The following is a 19,967-nucleotide window of genomic DNA, read 5'->3' on the forward strand; positions in this document are numbered from 1 at the left end:
GGTCAGGCTCCCGGCGGTGCTCTCGGAGTTCTCGGAGTTCTCAGGGGATGCGGTGGTGCTCACAGCTGCTCGCCTTTCTGCGCGACGCGTTCCTCGTGGCTGTCGTCCGGGAGCATGTGGAACCACTCCGCGGCCGTGGCCACGTCCTTGTCGCCGCGCCCGGAGAGGGACACCACGATGATCTTCTGGGCGGCGGCCTCGGGCCCGAGCTTCGCGACCCACCGGGAGGCAACCTCACGGGCGCCCGCCAGCGCGTGGCAGGACTCGATCGCGGGGATGATCCCCTCGGTGCGGCACAGCAGCCGGAACGCGTCCATGGCCTGCTGGTCCGTGACGGCCTCGTACGCCACCCGGCCGATCGAGTGCAGGTAGGAGTGCTCCGGGCCCACGGCCGGGTAGTCCAGGCCCGCGGAGATGGAGTGGGACTCCACGGTCTGGCCGTCCGTGTCCTGCATCAGGAACGTCTTCGCCCCGTGCAGCACACCCGGGCGGCCCAGGGAGATGGTCGCGGCGTGGCGGCCGGTGGACACGCCGTCGCCCCCGGCCTCGTTGCCGTAGAGCTGCACCGAGGCGTCGTCCAGGAAGCCGTGGAAGATGCCGATCGCGTTGGAGCCGCCGCCCACGCACGCGGTCACGGCGTCCGGAAGGCGCCCGGCCTGCTCGAGGATCTGCGCCCGCGCCTCCTCACCGATCTGCTCGTGGAAGTAGCGCACCATGGCCGGGAACGGGTGCGGACCGGCGGCGGTGCCCAGCAGGTAGTGGGTGGTGTCCACGGAGGCCACCCAGTCCCGCAGGGCCTCGTTGATGGCGTCCTTGAGGGTGCGCGAGCCGTTGGTCACGGCCACCACCTCGGCCCCCAGCAGGCGCATGCGCGCGACGTTCAGCGCCTGGCGCCGGGTGTCCTCCTCCCCCATGTACACCGTGCAGTCCATGCCGAACAGCGCGGCGGCGGTTGCGGTGGCCACGCCGTGCTGGCCCGCGCCGGTCTCCGCGATCAGGCGGGTCTTGCCCATGCGGCGGGCCAGCAGCGCCTGCCCGAGCACGTTGTTGATCTTGTGGGAGCCGGTGTGGTTGAGGTCCTCGCGCTTGAGGAACACCCGCACGCCCAGCTCGGCGCCGAAGCGCTCGGCCTCGGTGAGCAGGGAGGGGCGGCCCGCGTAGTCCCGGCAGAGCCGCTGGAACTCCGCCTGGAACTCGTCGTCCGTGCGGGCCTTCTCGAACGTCTCCGTGAGCTCGTCGAGGGCCGCCACGAGGGACTCGGGCATCCAGCGCCCGCCGAAGTCCCCGAAGTAGGGGCCCGGCGCGTTCCGCAGCGAACCGGTGTTCTCGGCGGAGTCGGTGCCGGCGGCCTGCGAGGCGGCGTGCTCCGCCTGAGCCGCGGGAGGGGTGGCCCCCTCCAGGAACTCGCCCCGTGCCAGGGCGCCCACCTCGCGGAACCGCGAGATCCGCTGGGAGGGGTCCTCGGCGGTCACGAGCGCCTCCCCCGTGAGCACGGCGTTGGCCCCGTGCCCGGCGTACAGCCGCACCTGGTCCTCGCCCACGATCCCCGACTCCGCCACGAGCACCGCGTCCTGGGGCAGCCGGCGGGCCAGGCGGCCGAACGTGTCCACGTCCACCTGGAGGGTCTTGAGGTCGCGGGTGTTGACACCGATGATGCGGGCGCCGGCCGCGACCGCGCGGTCGATCTCCGCCTCCGTGTGCGTCTCCACGAGGGCGTGCATCCCCAGGTGGTGGGTGAGCTCGAGCAGCCGGACCAGGGTGTCGTCGTCCAGCGCGGCCACGATGAGCAGCACGATGTCCGCCCCGTGGGCCCGGGCCTCCCACACCTGGTAGTCCTCCGCCACGAAGTCCTTGCGCAGCACAGGGATCCCCACCGCACGGCGCACGGCGTCGAGGTCCTCGAGGGAGCCGCCGAAGCGGCGCTGCTCGGTCAGCACGGAGATGGCGGAGGCGCCACCCCGCTCGTAGGCGGCCGCGAGGGCGGCGGGGTCCGTGATCTCGGCCAGGGCCCCCTTGGAGGGGCTGGAGCGCTTGACCTCGGCGATGACCTGCACGGCGGCGGGGTCCGAGCCCCGCAGCGCCGCCTCGGCGTCCAGCGCCGGCGTCTGCTCTGCGGCCGCTCGCTGCACCTCCTGCAGGCTCACCGCGGACCTGCGCGTCTCGAGGTCCTCCCGCACCCCCTCGATGATCTGGTCCAGCACCGTGCCGGTGTCCTGCTGCGTCATGAGACTCCCTTGCCTGTCGACGGATGGGGGGCGGCGCCGCCCACCCGCCACGCTGATGACGATGGCCAGCTCCCCGTGTCCAGGAGCCGGCCATCATCCGGTGACGTTCGACCTGACCGCGCCCGCGAGCGGGCGCGGGGGTCAGTGCGCGGTGGTCTTCGCCCCGCCCTTGCCGTAGCCCATGGCCTTGAGCACGCCGCCCACGACGAGGCCCACGACGATGAACCCGATGCCCACCACGGTCACGGGCACGGAGGCGTTGATGAACCCGACGCAGCCGACGATGACGCCCACGGTCATCACGGCCACGCAGGCCCACGCGGCCACGGTGTTGCCGTGCCCCACCGCGGCGGTGTGGTCCAGAATGATCTGATCGGTGTTCGACATGCGTGTCCACTCTCCCGTGCAGGTTGAGCCCATGGCTCTCGTTGTGACGTACTCGCGTGCGGTGCGAGGCCGAGTCTTCTCCGTGCCCATTGTGCCACTACCCGGGCCCGGTCAGCGGCAGCGTCTCACGTGTTCCGCGTGGGATCCTCGCCGCGGGTCAGGGCGTCCCACGTGTCGATGTCGTCGGCGTGCTCGGCCGCCTGGGTCTCACCGGGCGGGGTGCTCGACGTGCCCGCCGCGCTCGTCGACCCCTCGGCCGCGACGTCCTGCCCGCTCGCCGCGGTGTCCTGCGGACCCGCGGCACCCGTGAGCGGCGCGCGGTCGTAGCGCTGGGTCGCACGAGCCCGCACCCGCTGGGCCACGAGCACGAGCCAGATCCCGCACAGGCCCAGCAGGACCGCCGCCGCCACGGCGGCCCACGGCCACGCGGTCATGGCGTACTCGCCGCCGTCGCTGATCACGCCGGTCTGGGCGCCCACGGTGGGCTGGGCCGCCGCCCGCGGATCCGCCGTGACGGCGAGCACCGCGGCCACCGCGCCCGCACCGGCGAGGACCACGACGACGCCCACGACCGTCCGCAGGATCCGCCCTCCCAGGGCGGAGGCCACCGCGGCCACGGCGGCCACGAGACCCAGGGCCGTGACGGCCGGAGCGGCGTCGGCACCCGTGACGTCCACCGTGACCGGCTGGAGGGACGTGGTGACGGCGGCGTGGATCCAGGCCTGGGTGGTGGTGCCGAACAGCGCGAGCGCGCACAGCAGCGTGCTCAGGACGGCGGGGGCGGTGCGACGCGGCAAGGTCGGCTCCTCTGGGGGTGCGGTGCGGGGGCGCTCAGGGTGCGAGCGGTCGCAGGGACTGGGCGATCAGGGCGGCGCGCAACGGGGCGGTGGCCTTGTTGAGCGACTCCTGGGCCTCGGACTCGGGATCGGAGTCCGCCACGATACCCCCGCCGGCCTGCACGTAGGCCCGGCCCTCGAGCAGCAGCGCGGTGCGGATGGCGATGGCCATGTCCATGTTCCCGGCGAAGTCCATGTAGCCCACCACGCCGCCGTAGACCGCGCGACGCAGGGGCTCGTACTCGTCCAGCAGCTGCAGCGCCCGGGGCTTGGGGGCTCCGGAGAGCGTTCCCGCGGGGAAGGTGGCGGCCAGCACGTCATAGGCCGTCACGTCCTCGCGCATCCGCGCGACCACGGTGGAGCACAGGTGCATGACGTGGCTGAAGCGTTCGATCTCCATGAACTCGCTGACGTCCACGCTGCCGGGCTCGGCCACCCTGGAGAGGTCGTTGCGCGCGAGGTCCACGAGCATGAGGTGCTCTGCGCGCTCCTTCTCGTCCGCGAGCAGGTCCTCCCCGAGCGCGAGGTCCTCGTCCACGGTGGCCCCCCGCGGGCGCGATCCCGCGATCGGGTGGGTCACGGCCTGACGCCCCGTGACCGTGACGAGGGCCTCCGGCGAGGAGCCCACGATCGAGTAGGGCCTGCCGTGGGCGTCCTCGAACGAGTAGAGGTACATGTACGGGCTCGGGTTGATCCGGCGCAGGGCGCGGTACACGTCCAGGGAGTCCGCGCCGCACGCCGTCTCGAAGCGGCGCGAGACCACCACCTGGAAGATCTCGCCGTCCACGATGGCCTGCTTGCCGCGGTCGATCGCGGACATGAACAGCTCCCGGTCCCAGGACTGCTCCACGGCGGCCTCCAGGCCCACCGGGCCGGGCGGCGCCACGGACACCGTGGTGCGCTCCAGGGGGGTGGCGAGCCGGCGCAGCATCGACTCCAGGCGCGCCACGGCGTCGTGGTAGGCCGCGTCAACGTTCTCGTCCGTGCCGTTGACGTTCACGGCGTTGGCCACCAGCAGGACCGTGCCGTCCTTGCTGTCGTGCACGGCCATGTCGGAGACCAGGTTCATGGCGAGCTCCGGGACGTAGAGGTCGTCCTCGGGCGGGTGCGGCAGCTTCTCCCAGTGCCGCACCGCCTCCCAGCCCACGAACCCGACCATGCCGCTGGTGAGCGGGGGGACGCCCTCGAACGGCTCGGTGTGCAGCAGCTCCATGGTCGCGCGCAGGGCCTCGAGCGGGTCACCGTCCGTGGGTGCGCCGGAGGGTGCGTCCCCGAGCCAGTGCGCCTGCCCGTCCCGGGCGGTGAGCGTGGCCACGGACCCCGCGCCCACGAACGAGTAGCGCGACCACACGCCGCCCTCGGCCGCGGACTCCAGCAGGAACGTTCCCGGGCGGGCCGCACCGTCCCGTGTGACGAGCGCCCGGTAGAGGCCCACGGGGGTCAGGGCGTCCGCGAGCACGGACATCCGCACGGGGACCACGCGGCGCGAGGCGGCATGCTCCCGGAACTCTTCGAGGGTGGGGGTGATGGTGCCGAGCTCCTGCACTACTGGACCGCCTGTTCCGCGTTCAGGTTCCGCCCGTCGAAGCACGTGCGGGTACCGGTGTGACATGCCGCGCCGGTCTGGTCGACCTTCACGAGCAGGGCGTCGCCGTCGCAGTCCAGGTGCACCGAGTGCACCCGCTGGACGTGGCCGGAGGTGTCCCCCTTGCGCCAGTACTCCTGGCGCGAACGGGACCAGAACGTCACCCGGCCCTCGGTCAGGGTCCGGCGCAGGGCCTCGTCGTCCATCCAGCCGAGCATGAGCACCTCGCCGGTGTCGTGCTGCTGCACCACGGCGGCCACGAGACCCGCGGGGTCGCGTTTCAGACGGGCCGCGATCTCCTGGTCCAGGGCGGGGTGGCCGTGCGCCTCGCGGGGAGTGTCCGTGCCGGTCATCAGCGCACCTCGTGGCCCGCGGCGCGCAGGGCGTTCTTGACGTCCTCGATCGCGTGGTCCGGTCCGAAGTGGAACACCGAGGCGGCGAGCACCGCGTCCGCGCCGGCCGCGACGGCCGGGGGGAAGTGCTCGGGGGCACCCGCGCCGCCCGAGGCGATCAGCGGCACACCCACCACGGCGCGCACGGCGGCGATCATCTCCAGGTCGAAGCCCTCCCGCGTGCCGTCCGCGTCCATCGAGTTGAGCAGGATCTCCCCCACGCCGCGCCGTTCGGCCTCCCGCGCCCAGTCCAGCGCGTCAATGCCGGTGAGCGTGCGGCCACCGCGCGTGGTGACCTCGAAGCCGGAGGCGGTGTTGCCGGTGCGGCGGGCGTCCAGCGAGAGCACGAGCACCTGGTTGCCGAAGCGCCGGGTGATCTCGTCGATCACCTCCGGTCGCGTCACCGCCGCCGTGTTGACCGACACCTTGTCCGCGCCGCACCGCAGCAGCCGGTCCACGTCCTCCGGGGTCCGCACGCCGCCGCCCACCGTGAGGGGGATGAACATCTTCTCCGCGGTGCGCGCCACCACGTCGTACATGGTGTCCCGCTCGCTCGAGGACGCCGTGACGTCCAGGAACGTGAGCTCGTCCGCACCCGCGAGGTCGTAGCGGGCCGCCAGCTCCACGGGATCGCCCGCGTCCCGCAGGTTCTCGAAGTTCACACCCTTGACCACGCGCCCGGCATCCACGTCCAGGCACGGGATCACCCGCACCGCCACACCCATCTGTGCCGCCCTTCGTCGTTCGCTCGTGCTGCTGCGCCGTGCCCGCCCCGCCGCACGGACCGCGGCGGGGCGCACGTCAGATCCGCGCCGCCTGGATCGGGGACACCAGGATGGCCCGGGCCCCCACCTCGTAGAGCGCGTCCATGACCTTGTTCGTGTCCGCCTTGCGGACCATCGAGCGGACCGCCACCGCCCCGTCCCGGCCCAGCGGGGAGATGGTGGGGCCCTCCATGCCGGGGGTGATCTCCACGGCCGCGGGCAGCAGCTCCTCGCGGATGTCGTAGTCCATCATCACGTACTGCCGGGCCACGAGCACACCCTGCAGACGACGCCGCAGCACGCTCAGCCCCTCGGGTTCCGGTTCGTCCCCGCGCCGGATGAGCAGCGCCTCGGACCTCATGATGGGCTCGTCGAAGATCTCGAGTCCCGCGGCCCGCAGGGTGTTGCCGGTCTCCACGACGTCCGCGATCGCGTCCGCGACGCCCAGCCGGATGGCGGACTCCACGGCGCCGTCCAGGCGCACCACCTCGGCATCGACGCCCTGCTTGGCGAGGTGCTGCTCCAGCAGCAGCTGGTAGCTCGTGGCGATCCGCTTGCCCTGCAGGTCCTGCACCGAGGAGAACTGCCCGAGCGGGCCGGCCAGGCGGAAGGTGGAACGGGCGAAGTCCAGGCACAGCTCCTCGGCGGCCTCGGCCCCGGAGTCCAGGAGCAGGTCACGGCCCGTGATGCCCAGGTCCAGGGTGCCCCCGCCCACGTAAATGGCGATGTCACGCGGGCGCAGGTAGAAGAACTCCACCCCGTTGTCGTTGTCCACGAGCACGAGCTCGCGGCTACTGCGCCGCTGCCGGTAGCCGGCCTCCGTGAGCATGGTGGTGGCGGACTCGGACAGCGCACCCTTGTTGGGCACGGCGACTCTCAGCATGGGATTCCTTCCCGCGACAGCGGACTGGGACGGTGGTGACCCGCGAGCGCGGCGGTGTGCTCACGTCGCGCGGTGCGGGCTCAGAGGTACTTGTAGACGTCCTCGAGGGTCATGCCCTTGGCGATCATCATGACCTGGAGGTGGTAGAGCAGCTGCGAGATCTCCTCAGCGGCCTCCTCGTGGGTCTCGTGCTCGCACGCCATCCAGACCTCGGCGGCCTCCTCCACGACCTTCTTGCCGATGCCGTGCACGCCGGAGTCCAGTTCCGCCACGGTCTTGGAGCCCTCGGGGCGCTGGGCCGCCTTGGCGCTGAGTTCGGTGAAGAGGTCGTCGAAGGTTTTCACCGTTCCAGGGTAATGCGTGCGTGCAGCTCCCCCGAACGCGGGCCCCGGTCCCGCGGTGTGGCTCACCGCACGGGGCCGGGGTCGCGGTCCTCGGCGGGGTCAGCTCCCGTGCGCGGCCAGGGTGAGTGCCGTGCTCAGGGCCGCGTGGGCGGCTTCGTAACCCTTGTCCTCCTGGGAGCCCTCGAGCCCGGCGCGGTCCAGCCCCTGCTGCTCGGTGTCGCACGTGAGCAGCCCGAACCCCACGGGGGTCCCGGTGCGCACGGAGACCTCGGTGAGACCGGTGGTGGCCGCGTGGCACACGTAGTCGAAGTGCGGGGTCCCGCCGCGGATCACGACGCCGAGCGCGACCACCGCGTCCACGTCACCGGCCAGGCGGCTCGCCGCGACGGGCAGCTCGAAGCTGCCGGGGACGCGGACCTCCAGCAGCTGCCCGGTGCGGGCGTCCGCGAGCGCGCGCCGGGCGCCGCGGAGCAGCCCGTCCATGATGGTGGTGTGCCAGCTCGCGGCCACCACGGCCACGCGCAGGCCGGTGGCGTCGAGGGTCGTGGCATCGGTGGTGGGGGCTCCGTGTCCGCTCATGAGTTCTCTCCTGGTGTGAGGTGGGTGAGGTGGTGGTGCATGCGGTCGCGCTTGACGCGCAGGTAGTCGACGTTCTCGGTCCGGGCGGGCACCTGGTGGGTCACCGCTTCCACCACGGTGATCCCGAGGGCCTCGAGCTTGCTGATCTTGTCCGGGTTGTTGGTGAGCAGGCGGATCGAGGTGAGGTTCATGGCGGTGAGGATCCGCGCCGCCGCCGTGTAGTCACGAGCCTCGGCGGGCAGCCCGAGCATGGTGTTGGCGTCCACGGTGTCCGCCCCGGCGTCCTGGAGCTTGTACGCCCGCAGCTTGTTGACCAGGCCGATGCCGCGGCCCTCGTGGTTGCGCAGGTACAGCACGGTGCCGCCGTGCCTGTGAATCCGCTCGAGCGCAAGCTGCAGCTGGGGTCCGCAGTCGCAGCGCCAGGACCCGAGGACGTCCCCGGTGAGGCACTCCGAGTGCAGCCGCACGAGCGGGGGCAGCGTCTCCTCGCCCGGCGGCGGGGGTGCCGTCAGCGACACGTGCTCCGTGGCGGGGGCGCCGTGGCCCTCGGGCACTCGCCACCCGATCACCGAGAAGGACCCGTGGTCCGTGGGGATCGTGACCGGTTCGGAGTGCTCCAGCACGGGGCCGGGCGCCGGAGCCGTGGCGGGGCGGTGCCCTTCCGCGGGGCCGCGCTCTTCCGAGAGGCCGTGCACTTCCGCGTGGCAGTGCTCTTGTGCCGTGCGGTGCTCTGCGGCGCTCACGCGGTGAGTCCCCGTGCCGCTCCGTCCTCGCGCGCGGCGAGCGCCTCGACCTCGTCCAGGTGGCGCACGAGGTCCGCGATGCTGATCATCACGAGGCCGTGCTCGTCCGCGAAGCGGCGCAGGGCGGGCGCGCGGCGGGGCTGGCCGGCGTCGTCGACGATCTCCGCGATGGCACCCACGGGCTCGCACCCGGCCAAGCGGGTGAGCTCGACGGCGGCCTCCGTGTGCCCCGGGCGCTCCCGCACGCCGCCGGGGACGGCCCGCAGCGGGAGGATGTGCCCGGGCCGGGTGAGATCGGACGCGGTGGTGCCGGGCAGGGCGAGCAGGCGGGTGGTCAGGGCCCGGTCCCGGGCGCTGATGCCGGTGGTGATGCCCACGCGGGCGTCGCACGTGACGGTGTAGGCGGTGCCCTTGGCGTCCTCGTTGTGCGCCGTCATGGGTGGCAGCCCCAGGGCGTCGGCCCGCTCCCCCGGCATGGGCACGCACACCACGCCCGAGCTGTGGCGCACGGTGAAGCCCATGAGCGGTTGGGTGGCGTGCTGCGCGGCGAAGACGAGGTCGCCCTCGTTCTCCCGGTCCTCGTCGTCCACGACCACCACGGCCGCGCCCGAGGCGATCGCGGCGACCGCGTCCGGCACGGAGTCGAGGCGCACCTCGTCCCCCGCGGGCGCGGCGGCGCACGCGGCCAGCCGCTCGGCGTACTTGGCGAGCACGTCCACCTCCAGGTTGACCCGGTCCCCCGGCGCACGCGTGCCCAGGGTGGTCACCCGTAGCGTCTCGGGGATCACACCCACCTCGAACCACGCCTCGTCCTCCCCGGGGCGGTTCACGGCGGTGACGGTGAGGGAGACCCCGTCCACCGCGATCGAGCCCTTCACGGCGATGTACCGCGCGAGCTCCCCCGGCACGGCCACGCGCACGGTGTCCCACCCGCTGTGCGGGGTGCGGGACACGATCCGGCCCACGCCGTCCACGTGGCCCTGGACCACGTGCCCGTCCAGGCGCTGGCCGGCCGCCGTGCAGCGTTCCACGTTCACGGTGTCGCCGTGCCGCAGCTCGCCGAGGGTGGTCAGGCGCAGGGTCTCCCCCATCACATCTGCGGTGAAGTCCGTGCCTTCGGACCCGTCAGCGGGCACGGCGGTGAGACACACACCGTTCACGGCCAGTGACCCGCCGCGCTGCAGGTCCGCCACGAGCGTGCCCGCCGTGAGGTGGAGCCGGGCGGCGTCCTGCGCCGTGCGCTCCACTCGCTGGACGATGGCCTGGGTTTCGACGATTCCTGTGAACACGAGAACTCTCCTGTGGGGGTGGTGGACCGCGCAGCGGTGCGCGGTCGGTCACGATGTCTTGGTCGGGGCGCTGACGCCGTGGCGCCGCAGCCCGAGAGCGCGGTGGGGTCCGCGTGGCGCAGAGGCTCGGGGCGCACCGCTGGTTCCGTGCGTCGTCCGCCCGGGCTGGCCGTGCGGGCATCCGCCGTGGGACGTGCAGCGTGGGACGTTGAGCGCGGGACCCTCAGCGCGAGGCCGTCAGCGCGAGGCCCTCATGACGGTGCCGGGCGCAGGTGCCACCGCAGGTCCTCCCCCACGGCCCCCACTGCACCGTCCGGCACCCCCACGGGATCACCGCGCCACGACGACGCCGCCGCGAGCGTCTTGATGCCCAGCCCGGCTACCGAGGACGCGCCCGCGCCCAGCAGCAGGGGTGCCTGGTACAGCCACAGCTCGTCCACGAGATCCGCCGCGAGGAAGGCCGCCGCCACGGTGGGACCGCCCTCCACCAGGACGTGAGCCGCTCCCCGGTCCCGCAGGCGGGTGAGCGCCTCGCGGGGGTCGTGGGTGTCCAGGTGGACGAATCGGCCGTCGGCCCCCTCGGCCGGGGCCCCGGAGGCGGCGGCTCCGGTCACAGGGGCTCCAATCACAGGGGCTCTGGTCACGTGGGCATCCACCCCCGGCGCAGGGGCGCCGGTCCCAGCAGCGCCAGGCCCAGGGCCGCTGGCCTCCGGCGCAGGGGCGCCGGGCACAGGCACGCCGGACCCGGAGGCTCCGAGCTCTGGCACCGGGCCGCCGGGCCCCGGTGCGGGAACGACCTGCGCGGTTCCGCCACGGATCCGGGCCGCCTCCGGCACCGGTCGGGTGGACATCACCGCGCGCAGGGGCTGCCTGGCGCAGAGCTGTCCTGCGGCGGTGCGCGCCGTGAGCGAGGGGTCGTCGCTGCGCAGCGTCCCCCCGCCCACGAGGACCGCGTCCACGCGGGTGCGCAGGTGGTGGCCCTCCGCGCGGGCCGGAGCGCCCGTGATCCACTGGCTCGTGCCGTCCGCGGCGGCCACGCGGCCGTCGATGCTCTGGGCGATCTTCAGGCTCACGAACGGGCGACGCTGCTGCTGGGCGCGCAGCCAGCGCTCGTTCAGCTCCAGCGCCTCGGCCGCGAGCAGCCCCTCCCGGACCTCGACGCCGTGCTCCCGCAACCACGCGGCACCGCCGCGCGCCGCGTCCGTGGTGTCGGCCACGGCGTGCACCACCCGGCCGATTCCGGCACGCAGGATGGCCTTCGTGCACGGCCCCGTGCGGCCCGTGTGGTGGCACGGTTCGAGCGTCACGAGCAGGGTGGTGTCCTGCAGCGGGGTCCCCGCCTCCCGCGCGGCGTCCAGGACGGCGACCTCGGCGTGGGCGGTCCCGGCGCCCCGGTGGTGCCCCACGTGCAGGACCTCGCCCTCGACGGACAGCAGCGCGGCGCCCACCACCGGGTTGGCGCCCCGCACCCCGCGCGCCGCAGCAGTCAGTGCCGCGCGCATCGCGGCCGTCTCCGCGGCGGTGAATCCCCGTTCCGGGCATCGGCCGGCCGCGGGGTCCGACGTCGCGGGGGCGCCTGCAGCGTGCGGTGACGTGTGCGCGCGAGCCGGGAGTCCGGCGTCGTCGTACGCATCGGGTCCTGCCGCCGGGAGATCGGGGGCACCCGCCGCGCTCGATGGCACGCGTGTGGGGTGCGGGAGTCCCGCGTCGTCGTGGGCGTGGGGGTCTGCCGCCGGGAGGTCGGGGACGCCCGTCACGACCGGTCGTCCCCGACCGAGAGGTGCAGGTCCGGGAACCCGGTGCCGATGGTGGCCGCCTTGCGCTGGCGCGTGTTGACGCGCCACCACACGAAGAAGCCCGCCAGGGTGAAGCCGCCGTAGACCAGGTACATGATCCCCGAGGCGTAGTAGCCCGCGGAGAACAGCAGGGGCACGCCCACGATGTCCACCGCCACCCAGAAGAGCCAGAACTCGACCCAGCCCTTGGCCATCCCCCACGTGGCGAGCAGGGAACCCATGAAGATCCAGGCGTCCGCCCACACGGGCTCGTAGGACCCCAGGGCGCGGAAGATGGGCGTGAGCACGGCAGTGCCCAGCAGCAGGGCGGCGACCAGGAGCAGGCGCTGACGGGTGCCGGCCCACTGCGGGGTCACGGCCTCCTGCGAGGCGCCCCGCGAGCGGTGCCACTGCACCCACCCGAAGACGGACACCGCGATGAACATGACCTGGCGTCCGGCCTGCCCCAGCAGGTTCACGGGATTGGGGGTCTCGAAGACCGCGCCCAGGAACACCGTGAGAAGGATGGCGTTGCCCACGATCCCCACGGGCCAGGCCCACACCTTGCGGCGCATCCCGCCCACGGCGGACAGCAGGCCGAACACGTTGCCGATCACTTCACGCCACAGGATGAAGCCGTCCCCCACGCGCAACTGCGCGTCGAACAACCAACGCAGGACCTCCACGGTGTCTCCTCTCACCCGCCACGAATCGGTGGTTCCGGGGAGCAGGAGCACGCCCACGGTCGAGACCGTGCGGCGGACGGCACCACGACAACGCCCAGGGCGACCCACCCAGGACAGGGTGCGCCGCGGGACCGCGGTGCCCACGTGTGCCTACCATCCAGACTGTACTGTCGGCACCGGAATTCCACCGGTTCGGCCGTTCACTCCGTGGCCGCGATCCCGACCCTCGGAGGGGCCCGGCACCACGGTCACGGTGTTCACGGTTCGCGGACTGTCACCGCCGGTTCGGAATTGCACCGACCCCGGAACACGTTGCTGGGCACAGTATGCCACGCACCTCCGACGCCACGGGCACGGGAGGTGGGGCTCGGCTCACCCGTCAGCCCATGTGGGGACGCGCGGTCTCCCGGAGGGCGGCGATCGCCGCGGCGGGGTCCTCCTTGCCGTACACGGCGGATCCCGCGACGAAGGTGTCGGCGCCCGCCTCGGCGGCGCGCACGATCGTCTCCTCGGTGATCCCACCGTCCACCTGCAGCGCCACGGTGCCCCCGTGGCTGCGCAGTGCCTGGGCCGCGCGGCGGATCTTGGGCAGGGTCACGTCCAGGAACGTCTGGCCGCCGAAGCCCGGCTCCACGGTCATCACGAGCAGCATGTCGAGCTCGGGGAACAGGTCGAGGTACGGCTCGATCGGGGTGGCCGGACGCACCGCGAGACCCGCCTTCGCGCCCGCGGAGCGCAGCTCCCGGGCCAGCTTGACCGGGGCCGTGGCGGCCTCCGCGTGGAACGTCACGGACGCGCACCCGGCCTCCGCGTAGGCGGGAGCCCAGCGGTCCGGGTCCTCGATCATCAGGTGCAGGTCCAGCGGCACCGGCGAGACCGCCTGCAGCCGCTCGACCACGGGCAGCCCCAGGGTGAGGTTGGGGACGAAGTGGTTGTCCATCACGTCCACGTGCGCGGCATCCGCCGTGCTGATGCGCTGCAGCTCCTCGCCCAGACGGGAGAAGTCCGCGGAGAGGATGGACGGGTGGATGTCGCAGCGGGTCATGGGTTCCTCCTGGGGGAAGCGGTCTGGCGAGGGCGGTGGACAGCAGCGGTCCGGGGTCAGGCCGTGCGGCGCAGCGCGACCATGTACATCGCGTCCGTGCCGTGCACGTGCGGCCACAGCTGGACGCTCGTGCCACCACCGGGAAGTTCGTGGCGCACGGAGCGCGCGTCCTCCAGGGCACCCGGCAGGGCCGCCTCGACGGCCAGCGCGGCGGTGTCCAGGACCTGCACGTCCGTGCGCTTCTCCAGCAGGTCCTGGAGGACGTCGTGGGTCTCTGCGGTGTGCGGGGAGCACGTGGCGTACAGCACCACGCCGCCGGGGCGGGCGGCCGCCACCGCGGCGTCGAGCAGCTCGCGCTGGATTCCGGCGAGGTTCGCCACGTCGGACGGGGTGCGCCGCCAGCGGGCCTCCGGGCGGCGGCGCAGCGCACCCAGTCCGGTGCACGGGACGTCCACGAGCACGCGGTCGAACGCGGCCTGGTGCACCTCCGGGAGCTGCCGCGCGTCCCCGGTGCGCACCTCCCAGGCCTCACGCGGCACGGGCTGCAGCGCCTGGCGCACGAGGTCGCTGCGGTGCTCGCTGACCTCGTTGGCCAGCAAGGAGGCGCCCTGCTGGTGCGCGAGCGCCGCGAGCAGCGCGGCCTTGCCGCCGGGACCGGCGCAGAAGTCGGCCCAGCGACCGGAGTCCTCCGCGACCTCGGCACGGGCCAGCACACGGGCCACGAGCTGCGAGCCCGCGTCCTGGACACGCACCACTCCTTCGCGGGCGCCGGGCACACGGTGGACGTCTCCCCCGCCGCTGACGGCGCTGCCGGGTACGAGATCCCCGGGTTTGGCTCCGTCCTCCAGCGCGGGCTCGAGCGAGCCGAGGCCCGGCAGTGCCACGAGGTGCACGCGCGGCGCGTCGTTGTCGGCGGCCAGCAGATCCGTGATCTCCTCGGGGTCCCGCCCGTTGGCCCGCAGCGCACGGCGCAGCGCACGGATCTCCCACACGGGGTGCGCGTAGCGGATGCTCATGCGACGCCACTCGTCCGGCTGCTCGCTCTCGAGGGCCTCGAGCCACTCCTCCTGGGTGCGCCGGGCCACCTTGCGCAGCACCGCGTTGACGAGCCCGGCCGGGCCCTGCCCGACCTCACCGCGCACCAGCCCCACGGTGGCGTCCAGGGCCGCGTGGTCGGGCACGCGCATGGCCAGCAGCTGGTGGGCACCCAGCCGCAGGGCGTCCAGCACCGCGGGATCCAGCTGGTCCAGAGGGCGGTCCACGCACCCGGCCAGGACGGCGTCCCACGTGCCGCTCCAGCGCATGGTGCCGTAGGCCAGTTCCGTGGCGAACGCCGCGTCCCGCTTGTCGAGGCGCAGCTCCCGGACCAGGCCAGGCAGCACCAGGTTGCCGTAGGCGTCCTCGGAGTTCACCGCGCGCAGCGCCCGGAACGCCGCCAGCCGCGCCGGATCGGAGTGGCGACGCCGCTGGCCCGGGGCCTGTGCGGAGTAGGGCCGTTCGTGCTGGGCACGCCGGTTGCGCTCGTGGCCCTTGGCGTTGCGGCGGGAGCTACCCGGCCCCGACCCGCCCTGTCCCTCCCGGTTCGGGCGGTCGACGGGGCGGACCGCGGAGCCGGTCGCTCCGCCACGCCGGTCCCCCGGTCCGCGCCGTGGGTTCCCGGCCCGACCCTGGTCGGTGCCGCCGCGGGAGCGGAAGGAGTCCCGCGCCGCCCGGGGGCCGTCCTCACGGCCGCCGGAGCCGCCTCGACCGGCCCGTCCTGGACGGTCCCGGCCGTCCTCCTGCCCACCCTGTCCGTGGGTGCTGCGGTCCTGACTCATATGAACGCCACCTGTTCCATGTGCTGCTTGCCACGGGCCCAGTCCAGGGCCGCCATGGGCTTCTTGCCTGCGGGCTGCACGCGGGTCAGTTCCACCGCGTAGGACCCGGTCCCGGCGAAGACCTGCCGGTCCCGGATCTCGACGTGACCCGGGGTGATCCCCGTGACCTGGGGTGCCGGCACCACGCGTTCGATCTTGACGCGCTGGCCGTCGAACTCCGTCCACGCCCCGGGCTCCGGGGTGACGCCGCGGACGTGGTGCGCCACCACCACGGCAGGCTGTGACCACGTGATCCGGGCGTCCGGGCCGGTGAGCTTGGGCGCCGCGCTGGCCTCTCCGCGCTGAGGCTCCGGGTGGAGGGCACCCGAGGCCACCCCCAGCAGGGACTCGGCGAGCAGCGGGGCCCCTGTGTGCGCGAGCCGGTCCAGGACGGTGCCGGCGGTGTCCTCCTCGGAGACCTCGTCCGTGAGGGTTCCCACCACGGGGCCGGTGTCCATCCCCTGGTCCAGCACGAACGTGGAGGCGCCCACCACGCGGTCGCCCGCCATCAGCGCGCGCTGGACGGGAGCCGCCCCGCGCCACTGCGGGAGCAGGGAGAAGTGCAGGTTGATCCAGCCGTGCTCGAACAGCTCCAGCGCGGCCTGCGGCAGGAGGGCCCCGTAGGCCACCACGGCGGCAATGCTCGCTCCCGTGGCCCGCAGGGCGTCGTGCAGCTCCGGGCCCACCCGGTTGGCCTTGAGCACGGGAAGGCCCAGCTCCTCGGCCCGGCGCGCCACTGCAGACGGCGTCATGGTCTTCTTCCGGCCCACGGGGGCGTCCTCGCGGGTCAGCACGGCCACCACCTGCAGCCGGGGATCCTCGTGCAGCGCCTCCAGGGGCGGGACCGCGGTCTCCGGGGTGCCCGCGTAGAGCACCTTCAACGGTTCCTGGCTCATCGGGTTCCTCCCGCCCGGTGGAAGGCACTGGCGCCGCGGGCGCCGTCAGCGTGGGAGGCGGAGGACGAGCGGGCGAACGCGGAACCCGGCGCGGCGGCGTCGTGCTCCGGGCCGGCGGCGGAACGGTGGACCGCACGGAAGGCAGGGGCACCAGAGGGCAGGGAAGAGGCGCCGGGAGCCACGCCCGGGGCGTCGCGCTGCTCGTCCCGCTCCCGCGCGATCCGCTCGGCCGTGGCACGGAACGCGTCGCTGCGCAGCTGCCTCATGGCGTCCTTGCGCTCCTCCCCCTCCAGGCGGTCGACGTACAGCCGGCCGAAGAGGTGGTCGGTCTCGTGCTGGAAGCAGCGGGCCAGCAGTCCCGTGGCCTCGCGGTGGACGGGATTGCCGTGCATGTCCACGCCCGTGATCGTGGCGCTGTCCCTGCGGGGGGTCTCGTACGAGAGGCCCGGCACGGACAGGCAGCCCTCGCCGCTCTCCTGCGGCTCGTCCCCCACGCTCAGCCGCGGGTTGACCACGTGGCCCTCGTCCCCGTGGATGCCCCACGTGAAGACCTGCAGCCCCACGCCCACCTGGGGGGCGGCGAGACCCACCCCGCCCACGGCGTACATGGTCTCGAGCATGTCCCGCACGAGCGTCCGGAGGGACTCGTCGAACTCCGTGACCTCCTGGGCGGGGGTCCGCAGCACCGGGTCCCCAATGGTGCGGATGCGCAGAATACTCACCGTGTGATGCTCTCCTCGCGAGGGTGGGGTGGATGTGAACAGCTCGTCTCAGTCTACGGCGGGCCCGGCCACGGTCCGGGTCTCCGGGGCCGCTCCCCCCGCCACCCGGCCCGTGGGCTGACCCTCGAGCGGCGGCGGGGCGATGCTGCGCAGCTGCGGGCCCGCCGCGTCCAGCTGCGCGGACCGTGCCCAGACCTTGGCCAGGGCGCAGAACTTGTACCAGTGCGCCGGCAGGTGCTCGGCCACCGCCTGCACGGTCAGCGCCTCGGTCTCCCCGATGGCCACGGCCATGAGCACCTCGGCATCCCCGTACGCCCAGGGCTCCCACTGCCCGGCGGCGGCGTCCACCAGAGACTCCTCCGCCTTGAGCCCGGCCACCAGCTGGGTCACGACCTTGGGATCCGGTGCCTTCACACGCCCGGTGCGGTCCGTCCCCTTGGTCTTGTAGTCGATCAGGCACACCTTGCCGCCGATCCGCGTCACCAGGTCCAGGGTCCCGGCGTAGCCCACCGTGGAGTTCCACACGGTGATCTCCGCCGCGAGCGGCTCCGGGCGGTAGAGCTGCCACCACTGGTCCGCACTGTCCGCGAACCGTGCCTCGTGGTGCTCCTCCAGGTCCGCACGGGCACGCTCCACCTGGTGGTCCCGGCCCATGGCACGCAGCGCAAGCTGCTCGCAGTAGTCGTGCACGCGGTCCCCCCGCTGCGCGGCCTGGTCCCGGTGCCGCTCGGCGGCCTTCGCCGCGTGGTTGACCAGGGCACGACGGCGTCGGGAGTCCCGCAGAGCGTCCGGCAGCTGCGGGTCCGCGGCGAGGGCCTGGGCCGCGCTGTAGCCGTACCAGCCGCCCAGGTCGTTGGCCTCGCAGCCGATGATCGTGGTGATGGACGGAACCTCCAGGTCCCCGCCCTCCCTGCGCGCGTACATGCGACCGGTGGGCGTGGACTGGGCCAAACGGGGTTGCGTCATGGGCCCAGCGTAGGAACGGGCGCAGACACGGACACGGCGCGAACACAGCGCGGACACGAAAAACCCGGCCCCTCCCGGGACCGGGTTTCTCGTCGTTCCGTGCGCGATACTGGGATCGAACCAGTGACCTCTTCGGTGTGAACGAAGCGCGCTACCGCTGCGCCAATCGCGCTTGCAACGTTGAAGACTCTAGAACACATGATCCGCGATCGGCAAATCCACTTCCCTCCCCCGCGTGGCCCGCGGCCGGCGACGGCGATTTGCCCGGACCCGGGCGTGTGGGTAATGTTCTTCCTCGTTGGCAACGCCCCGCAGGCCAGGCCCACCGGATGGAAACACCCGGAAGTCGCAGCAAGCGGGTAGCGCGAAAACCTGTGATACAGTTTCCGCTCGGAAGAACGGAGAACCGCAGACCAGGTTTCCGATTGACCGACAATGCGGACGTAGCTCAGCTGGTAGAGCATCACCTTGCCATGGTGAGGGTCGCGGGTTCGACTCCCGTCGTCCGCTCGCAGTTTTCGACCCTGGTCGAGACCTGAGACCTTGTCCTCCAAGGATCTGGTCCCCGGTGGGGTGGCCGAGTGGTTAGGCAGCGGCCTGCAAAGCCGTCAACGCGGGTTCGAATCCCGTCTCCACCTCGGTGCAACCACCTCGTTCAATACATTGAACATTGAGCGCGATTGGCGCAGCGGTAGCGCGCTTCCCTGACACGGAAGAGGTCACTGGTTCGATCCCAGTATCGCGCACCAGGAACAACCCCGGAACTCTGGTTCCGGGGTTTTCTCATGTCCGGGCACTGCCCCGTCACGTCCCTGGTGCGCGTGGGTTCTGGCGCTCCCGTCGGGCGTGGCATTGAGGGCCGCGCCCGGATGGGAGTCACGGCGTGTCTGCGGCCTCCAGCACACCGGCCGCCACTGCGAGGTCCTGCCAGCTCATCCCCACGCACTTGAACACGCGGGGCCGGTCCTCGGCCACGGCTGCGCGTCCCGCGACCACGTCCGCGAGCGGCACGAGCGCCTCCTCCGCCAGCGCCCCGTGGGCCACGGCCTGGATCACGTCCCCCGCCTCCCGCAACGCCGTCCCGCGGTCCTCCACGACCACCTGGGCGCGGGCCATCAGCGCGTCGTCCAGCTCCCGGGCTCCGGGCTCGTGGGAGCCCATGGCGACGACGCACGCCGAGTCCCGAACCAGCGTCCCGTCGAACAGCGGCTGGGACGCGGAGGTCGCACACACCACGAGGTCCGCCGAGCCCACCTCGTCCGCGTTACCCGCACGGGCCGTCAGCCCGAGGGACCGCGCGTGCTCGACGGCCGCATCAACCTTCTCCGGGGACCGCCCGCACACGACCACCTCGTCCAGAGCCCTCACGTCCGCGAACGCCTCGATGTGGGACAGTGCCTGCGGGCCCGTGCCGAACACCATCAGGGTGCGGGCGTCCGGGGTTGCCAGGTGGTCGGCGGCCAGTGCGGAGATCGCGGGCGTGCGCAGCGTGGTGAGCGCGTTGCCCTCCATCATGGCGCGCACGGTGAGGGTGGCGGTGTTCAGCAGCAGATAGGTTGCCTGGATCCGTGGCAGGCCCCGTTGCGGATTCCCCGGGGAGACCGAGGCCACCTTGATGCCGCTCCACGGTCCCAGCACGGAGGGCATGAGCAGCATGTGGCCCTCCCCCGCCGGCACGTTGTCGCGGGCCGGATCCTCCTCGGGGCGGAAGCCGTCCTGCAGCGTCTGGGCCAGCAGCTGACGGGCGCGCCGTGGGCTCACGGCGTCGAGGATCTGCCGGGCGGTGAACCACTGCGGTGCGCTCTCCGAGGTGCTCGGCTGGGGCTGGGTCATGCGTGGATCCTCCTGACGTGGCGGGACGGGCGGGCACGCACTCGGCGAGCCCGGGGACGCCGCTGCCCCGCACGACCGGTTGGTCCAACGGGGCAGCGGAGCAGGGTGAGGCACGTGCGGGACGTCACGCGGCGGCGTCGTGCCCCGTGCTCATGGACGAG

General features: G+C 73.0%; 19 protein-coding genes, 4 tRNA genes and 1 riboswitch. Of the genes, 3 read left to right on the forward strand and 20 right to left on the reverse strand.

What is annotated here, in order from left to right:
- Window positions 1–59: 59 nt before the first annotated feature.
- The 19 genes from QL985_RS03770 to QL985_RS03860 form a co-directional block, all read right to left on the reverse strand.
- A complete protein-coding gene (locus tag QL985_RS03770; RefSeq protein ID WP_259906022.1) occupies window positions 60–2,225 on the reverse strand; it encodes a bifunctional phosphoribosylanthranilate isomerase/tryptophan synthase subunit beta in 2,166 nt (721 codons plus the stop codon).
- 141 nt (window positions 2,226–2,366) lie between these two features.
- The gene (locus QL985_RS03775; protein WP_019309078.1) at window positions 2,367–2,612 is read right to left on the reverse strand and encodes an HGxxPAAW family protein; all 246 of its coding nucleotides are present in this window, start codon (window positions 2,610–2,612) and stop codon (window positions 2,367–2,369) included.
- A 125-nt stretch (window positions 2,613–2,737) separates the two neighbouring features.
- Entirely contained in the window at window positions 2,738–3,409 is a 672-nt protein-coding gene (locus tag QL985_RS03780; protein WP_059281248.1) for a Trp biosynthesis-associated membrane protein, read from the reverse strand.
- A 34-nt stretch (window positions 3,410–3,443) separates the two neighbouring features.
- Window positions 3,444–4,994 (reverse strand): anthranilate synthase component I, encoded by a 1,551-nt coding sequence (locus QL985_RS03785; RefSeq protein ID WP_257744621.1) that lies wholly within the window; start codon window positions 4,992–4,994, stop codon window positions 3,444–3,446.
- On the reverse strand, window positions 4,994–5,386 hold the full coding sequence (gene hisI, locus QL985_RS03790) for a phosphoribosyl-AMP cyclohydrolase (RefSeq protein ID WP_059281246.1): 393 nt from the start codon (window positions 5,384–5,386) through the stop codon (window positions 4,994–4,996). Before hisI ends, QL985_RS03785 begins: the two co-directional genes overlap by 1 nt.
- Window positions 5,386–6,150 (reverse strand): imidazole glycerol phosphate synthase subunit HisF, encoded by a 765-nt coding sequence (gene hisF, locus QL985_RS03795; RefSeq protein ID WP_019309074.1) that lies wholly within the window; start codon window positions 6,148–6,150, stop codon window positions 5,386–5,388. The genes hisI and hisF overlap by 1 nt, the downstream gene beginning before the upstream one ends.
- Window positions 6,151–6,226: 76 nt before the next feature.
- Entirely contained in the window at window positions 6,227–7,072 is an 846-nt protein-coding gene (gene hisG / locus QL985_RS03800) for an ATP phosphoribosyltransferase (RefSeq protein WP_208546881.1), read from the reverse strand.
- Window positions 7,073–7,152: 80 nt separating this feature from the next.
- A complete protein-coding gene (locus tag QL985_RS03805; protein WP_059281244.1) occupies window positions 7,153–7,416 on the reverse strand; it encodes a phosphoribosyl-ATP diphosphatase in 264 nt (87 codons plus the stop codon).
- A 99-nt stretch (window positions 7,417–7,515) separates the two neighbouring features.
- Entirely contained in the window at window positions 7,516–7,995 is a 480-nt protein-coding gene (ribH, locus tag QL985_RS03810; RefSeq protein WP_070637900.1) for a 6,7-dimethyl-8-ribityllumazine synthase, read from the reverse strand.
- A complete protein-coding gene (gene ribA / locus QL985_RS03815; protein WP_223246180.1) occupies window positions 7,992–8,738 on the reverse strand; it encodes a GTP cyclohydrolase II in 747 nt (248 codons plus the stop codon). Before ribA ends, ribH begins: the two co-directional genes overlap by 4 nt.
- Window positions 8,735–10,027, reverse strand: coding sequence for a riboflavin synthase (locus tag QL985_RS03820; RefSeq protein ID WP_047978564.1), 1,293 nt, complete (start codon window positions 10,025–10,027; stop codon window positions 8,735–8,737). Before QL985_RS03820 ends, ribA begins: the two co-directional genes overlap by 4 nt.
- Window positions 10,028–10,278: 251 nt before the next feature.
- Entirely contained in the window at window positions 10,279–11,529 is a 1,251-nt protein-coding gene (gene ribD, locus QL985_RS03825; RefSeq protein ID WP_259906016.1) for a bifunctional diaminohydroxyphosphoribosylaminopyrimidine deaminase/5-amino-6-(5-phosphoribosylamino)uracil reductase RibD, read from the reverse strand.
- Between the two features lie 251 nt (window positions 11,530–11,780).
- Window positions 11,781–12,488, reverse strand: a complete 708-nt coding sequence (gene pnuC / locus QL985_RS03830; protein WP_035884946.1) for a nicotinamide riboside transporter PnuC — start codon at window positions 12,486–12,488, stop codon at window positions 11,781–11,783.
- A 141-nt stretch (window positions 12,489–12,629) separates the two neighbouring features.
- Window positions 12,630–12,802, reverse strand: a riboswitch (FMN riboswitch).
- 65 nt (window positions 12,803–12,867) lie between these two features.
- Window positions 12,868–13,533 (reverse strand): ribulose-phosphate 3-epimerase, encoded by a 666-nt coding sequence (rpe, locus tag QL985_RS03835; RefSeq protein ID WP_059281241.1) that lies wholly within the window; start codon window positions 13,531–13,533, stop codon window positions 12,868–12,870.
- A gap of 56 nt (window positions 13,534–13,589) precedes the next feature.
- Window positions 13,590–15,350, reverse strand: coding sequence for a transcription antitermination factor NusB (locus tag QL985_RS03840; RefSeq protein ID WP_259906310.1), 1,761 nt, complete (start codon window positions 15,348–15,350; stop codon window positions 13,590–13,592).
- Window positions 15,347–16,270, reverse strand: coding sequence for a methionyl-tRNA formyltransferase (gene fmt, locus QL985_RS03845; protein ID WP_259906312.1), 924 nt, complete (start codon window positions 16,268–16,270; stop codon window positions 15,347–15,349). Before fmt ends, QL985_RS03840 begins: the two co-directional genes overlap by 4 nt.
- An 11-nt stretch (window positions 16,271–16,281) precedes the next feature.
- Window positions 16,282–17,007: a peptide deformylase gene (gene def, locus QL985_RS03850; protein WP_059281240.1), complete on the reverse strand. Its 726-nt coding sequence runs from the start codon at window positions 17,005–17,007 to the stop codon at window positions 16,282–16,284.
- 48 nt (window positions 17,008–17,055) lie between these two features.
- Window positions 17,056–17,973 carry a cytochrome gene (locus QL985_RS03855; protein ID WP_259906311.1) on the reverse strand — a complete coding sequence of 306 codons (918 nt, stop codon included), beginning with the start codon at window positions 17,971–17,973 and terminating at the stop codon, window positions 17,056–17,058.
- 100 nt (window positions 17,974–18,073) lie between these two features.
- Window positions 18,074–18,145: transfer RNA gene (locus QL985_RS03860), tRNA-Val, on the reverse strand.
- A gap of 265 nt (window positions 18,146–18,410) precedes the next feature.
- Between QL985_RS03860 and QL985_RS03865 the strand changes: the two genes are divergently transcribed.
- The 3 genes from QL985_RS03865 to QL985_RS03875 all read left to right on the forward strand — a co-directional run bounded on the left by QL985_RS03865 (window position 18,411) and on the right by QL985_RS03875 (window position 18,722).
- Window positions 18,411–18,483: transfer RNA gene (locus QL985_RS03865), tRNA-Gly, on the forward strand.
- Window positions 18,484–18,540: 57 nt separating this feature from the next.
- Window positions 18,541–18,611, forward strand: a tRNA-Cys gene (locus tag QL985_RS03870).
- 36 nt (window positions 18,612–18,647) lie between these two features.
- Window positions 18,648–18,722: transfer RNA gene (locus tag QL985_RS03875), tRNA-Val, on the forward strand.
- Window positions 18,723–18,849: 127 nt separating this feature from the next.
- Here the strand turns inward: QL985_RS03875 and QL985_RS03880 are convergent.
- Complete coding sequence (locus QL985_RS03880) at window positions 18,850–19,806, reverse strand: ornithine cyclodeaminase family protein (protein ID WP_059281239.1); 957 nt, start codon at window positions 19,804–19,806, stop codon at window positions 18,850–18,852.
- Window positions 19,807–19,967: the final 161 nt, after the last annotated feature.

The sequence above is a fragment of the Kocuria sp. APC 4018 genome (assembly GCF_030407675.1).
Classification (GTDB): Bacteria; Actinomycetota; Actinomycetes; order Actinomycetales; family Micrococcaceae; genus Kocuria; species Kocuria rhizophila.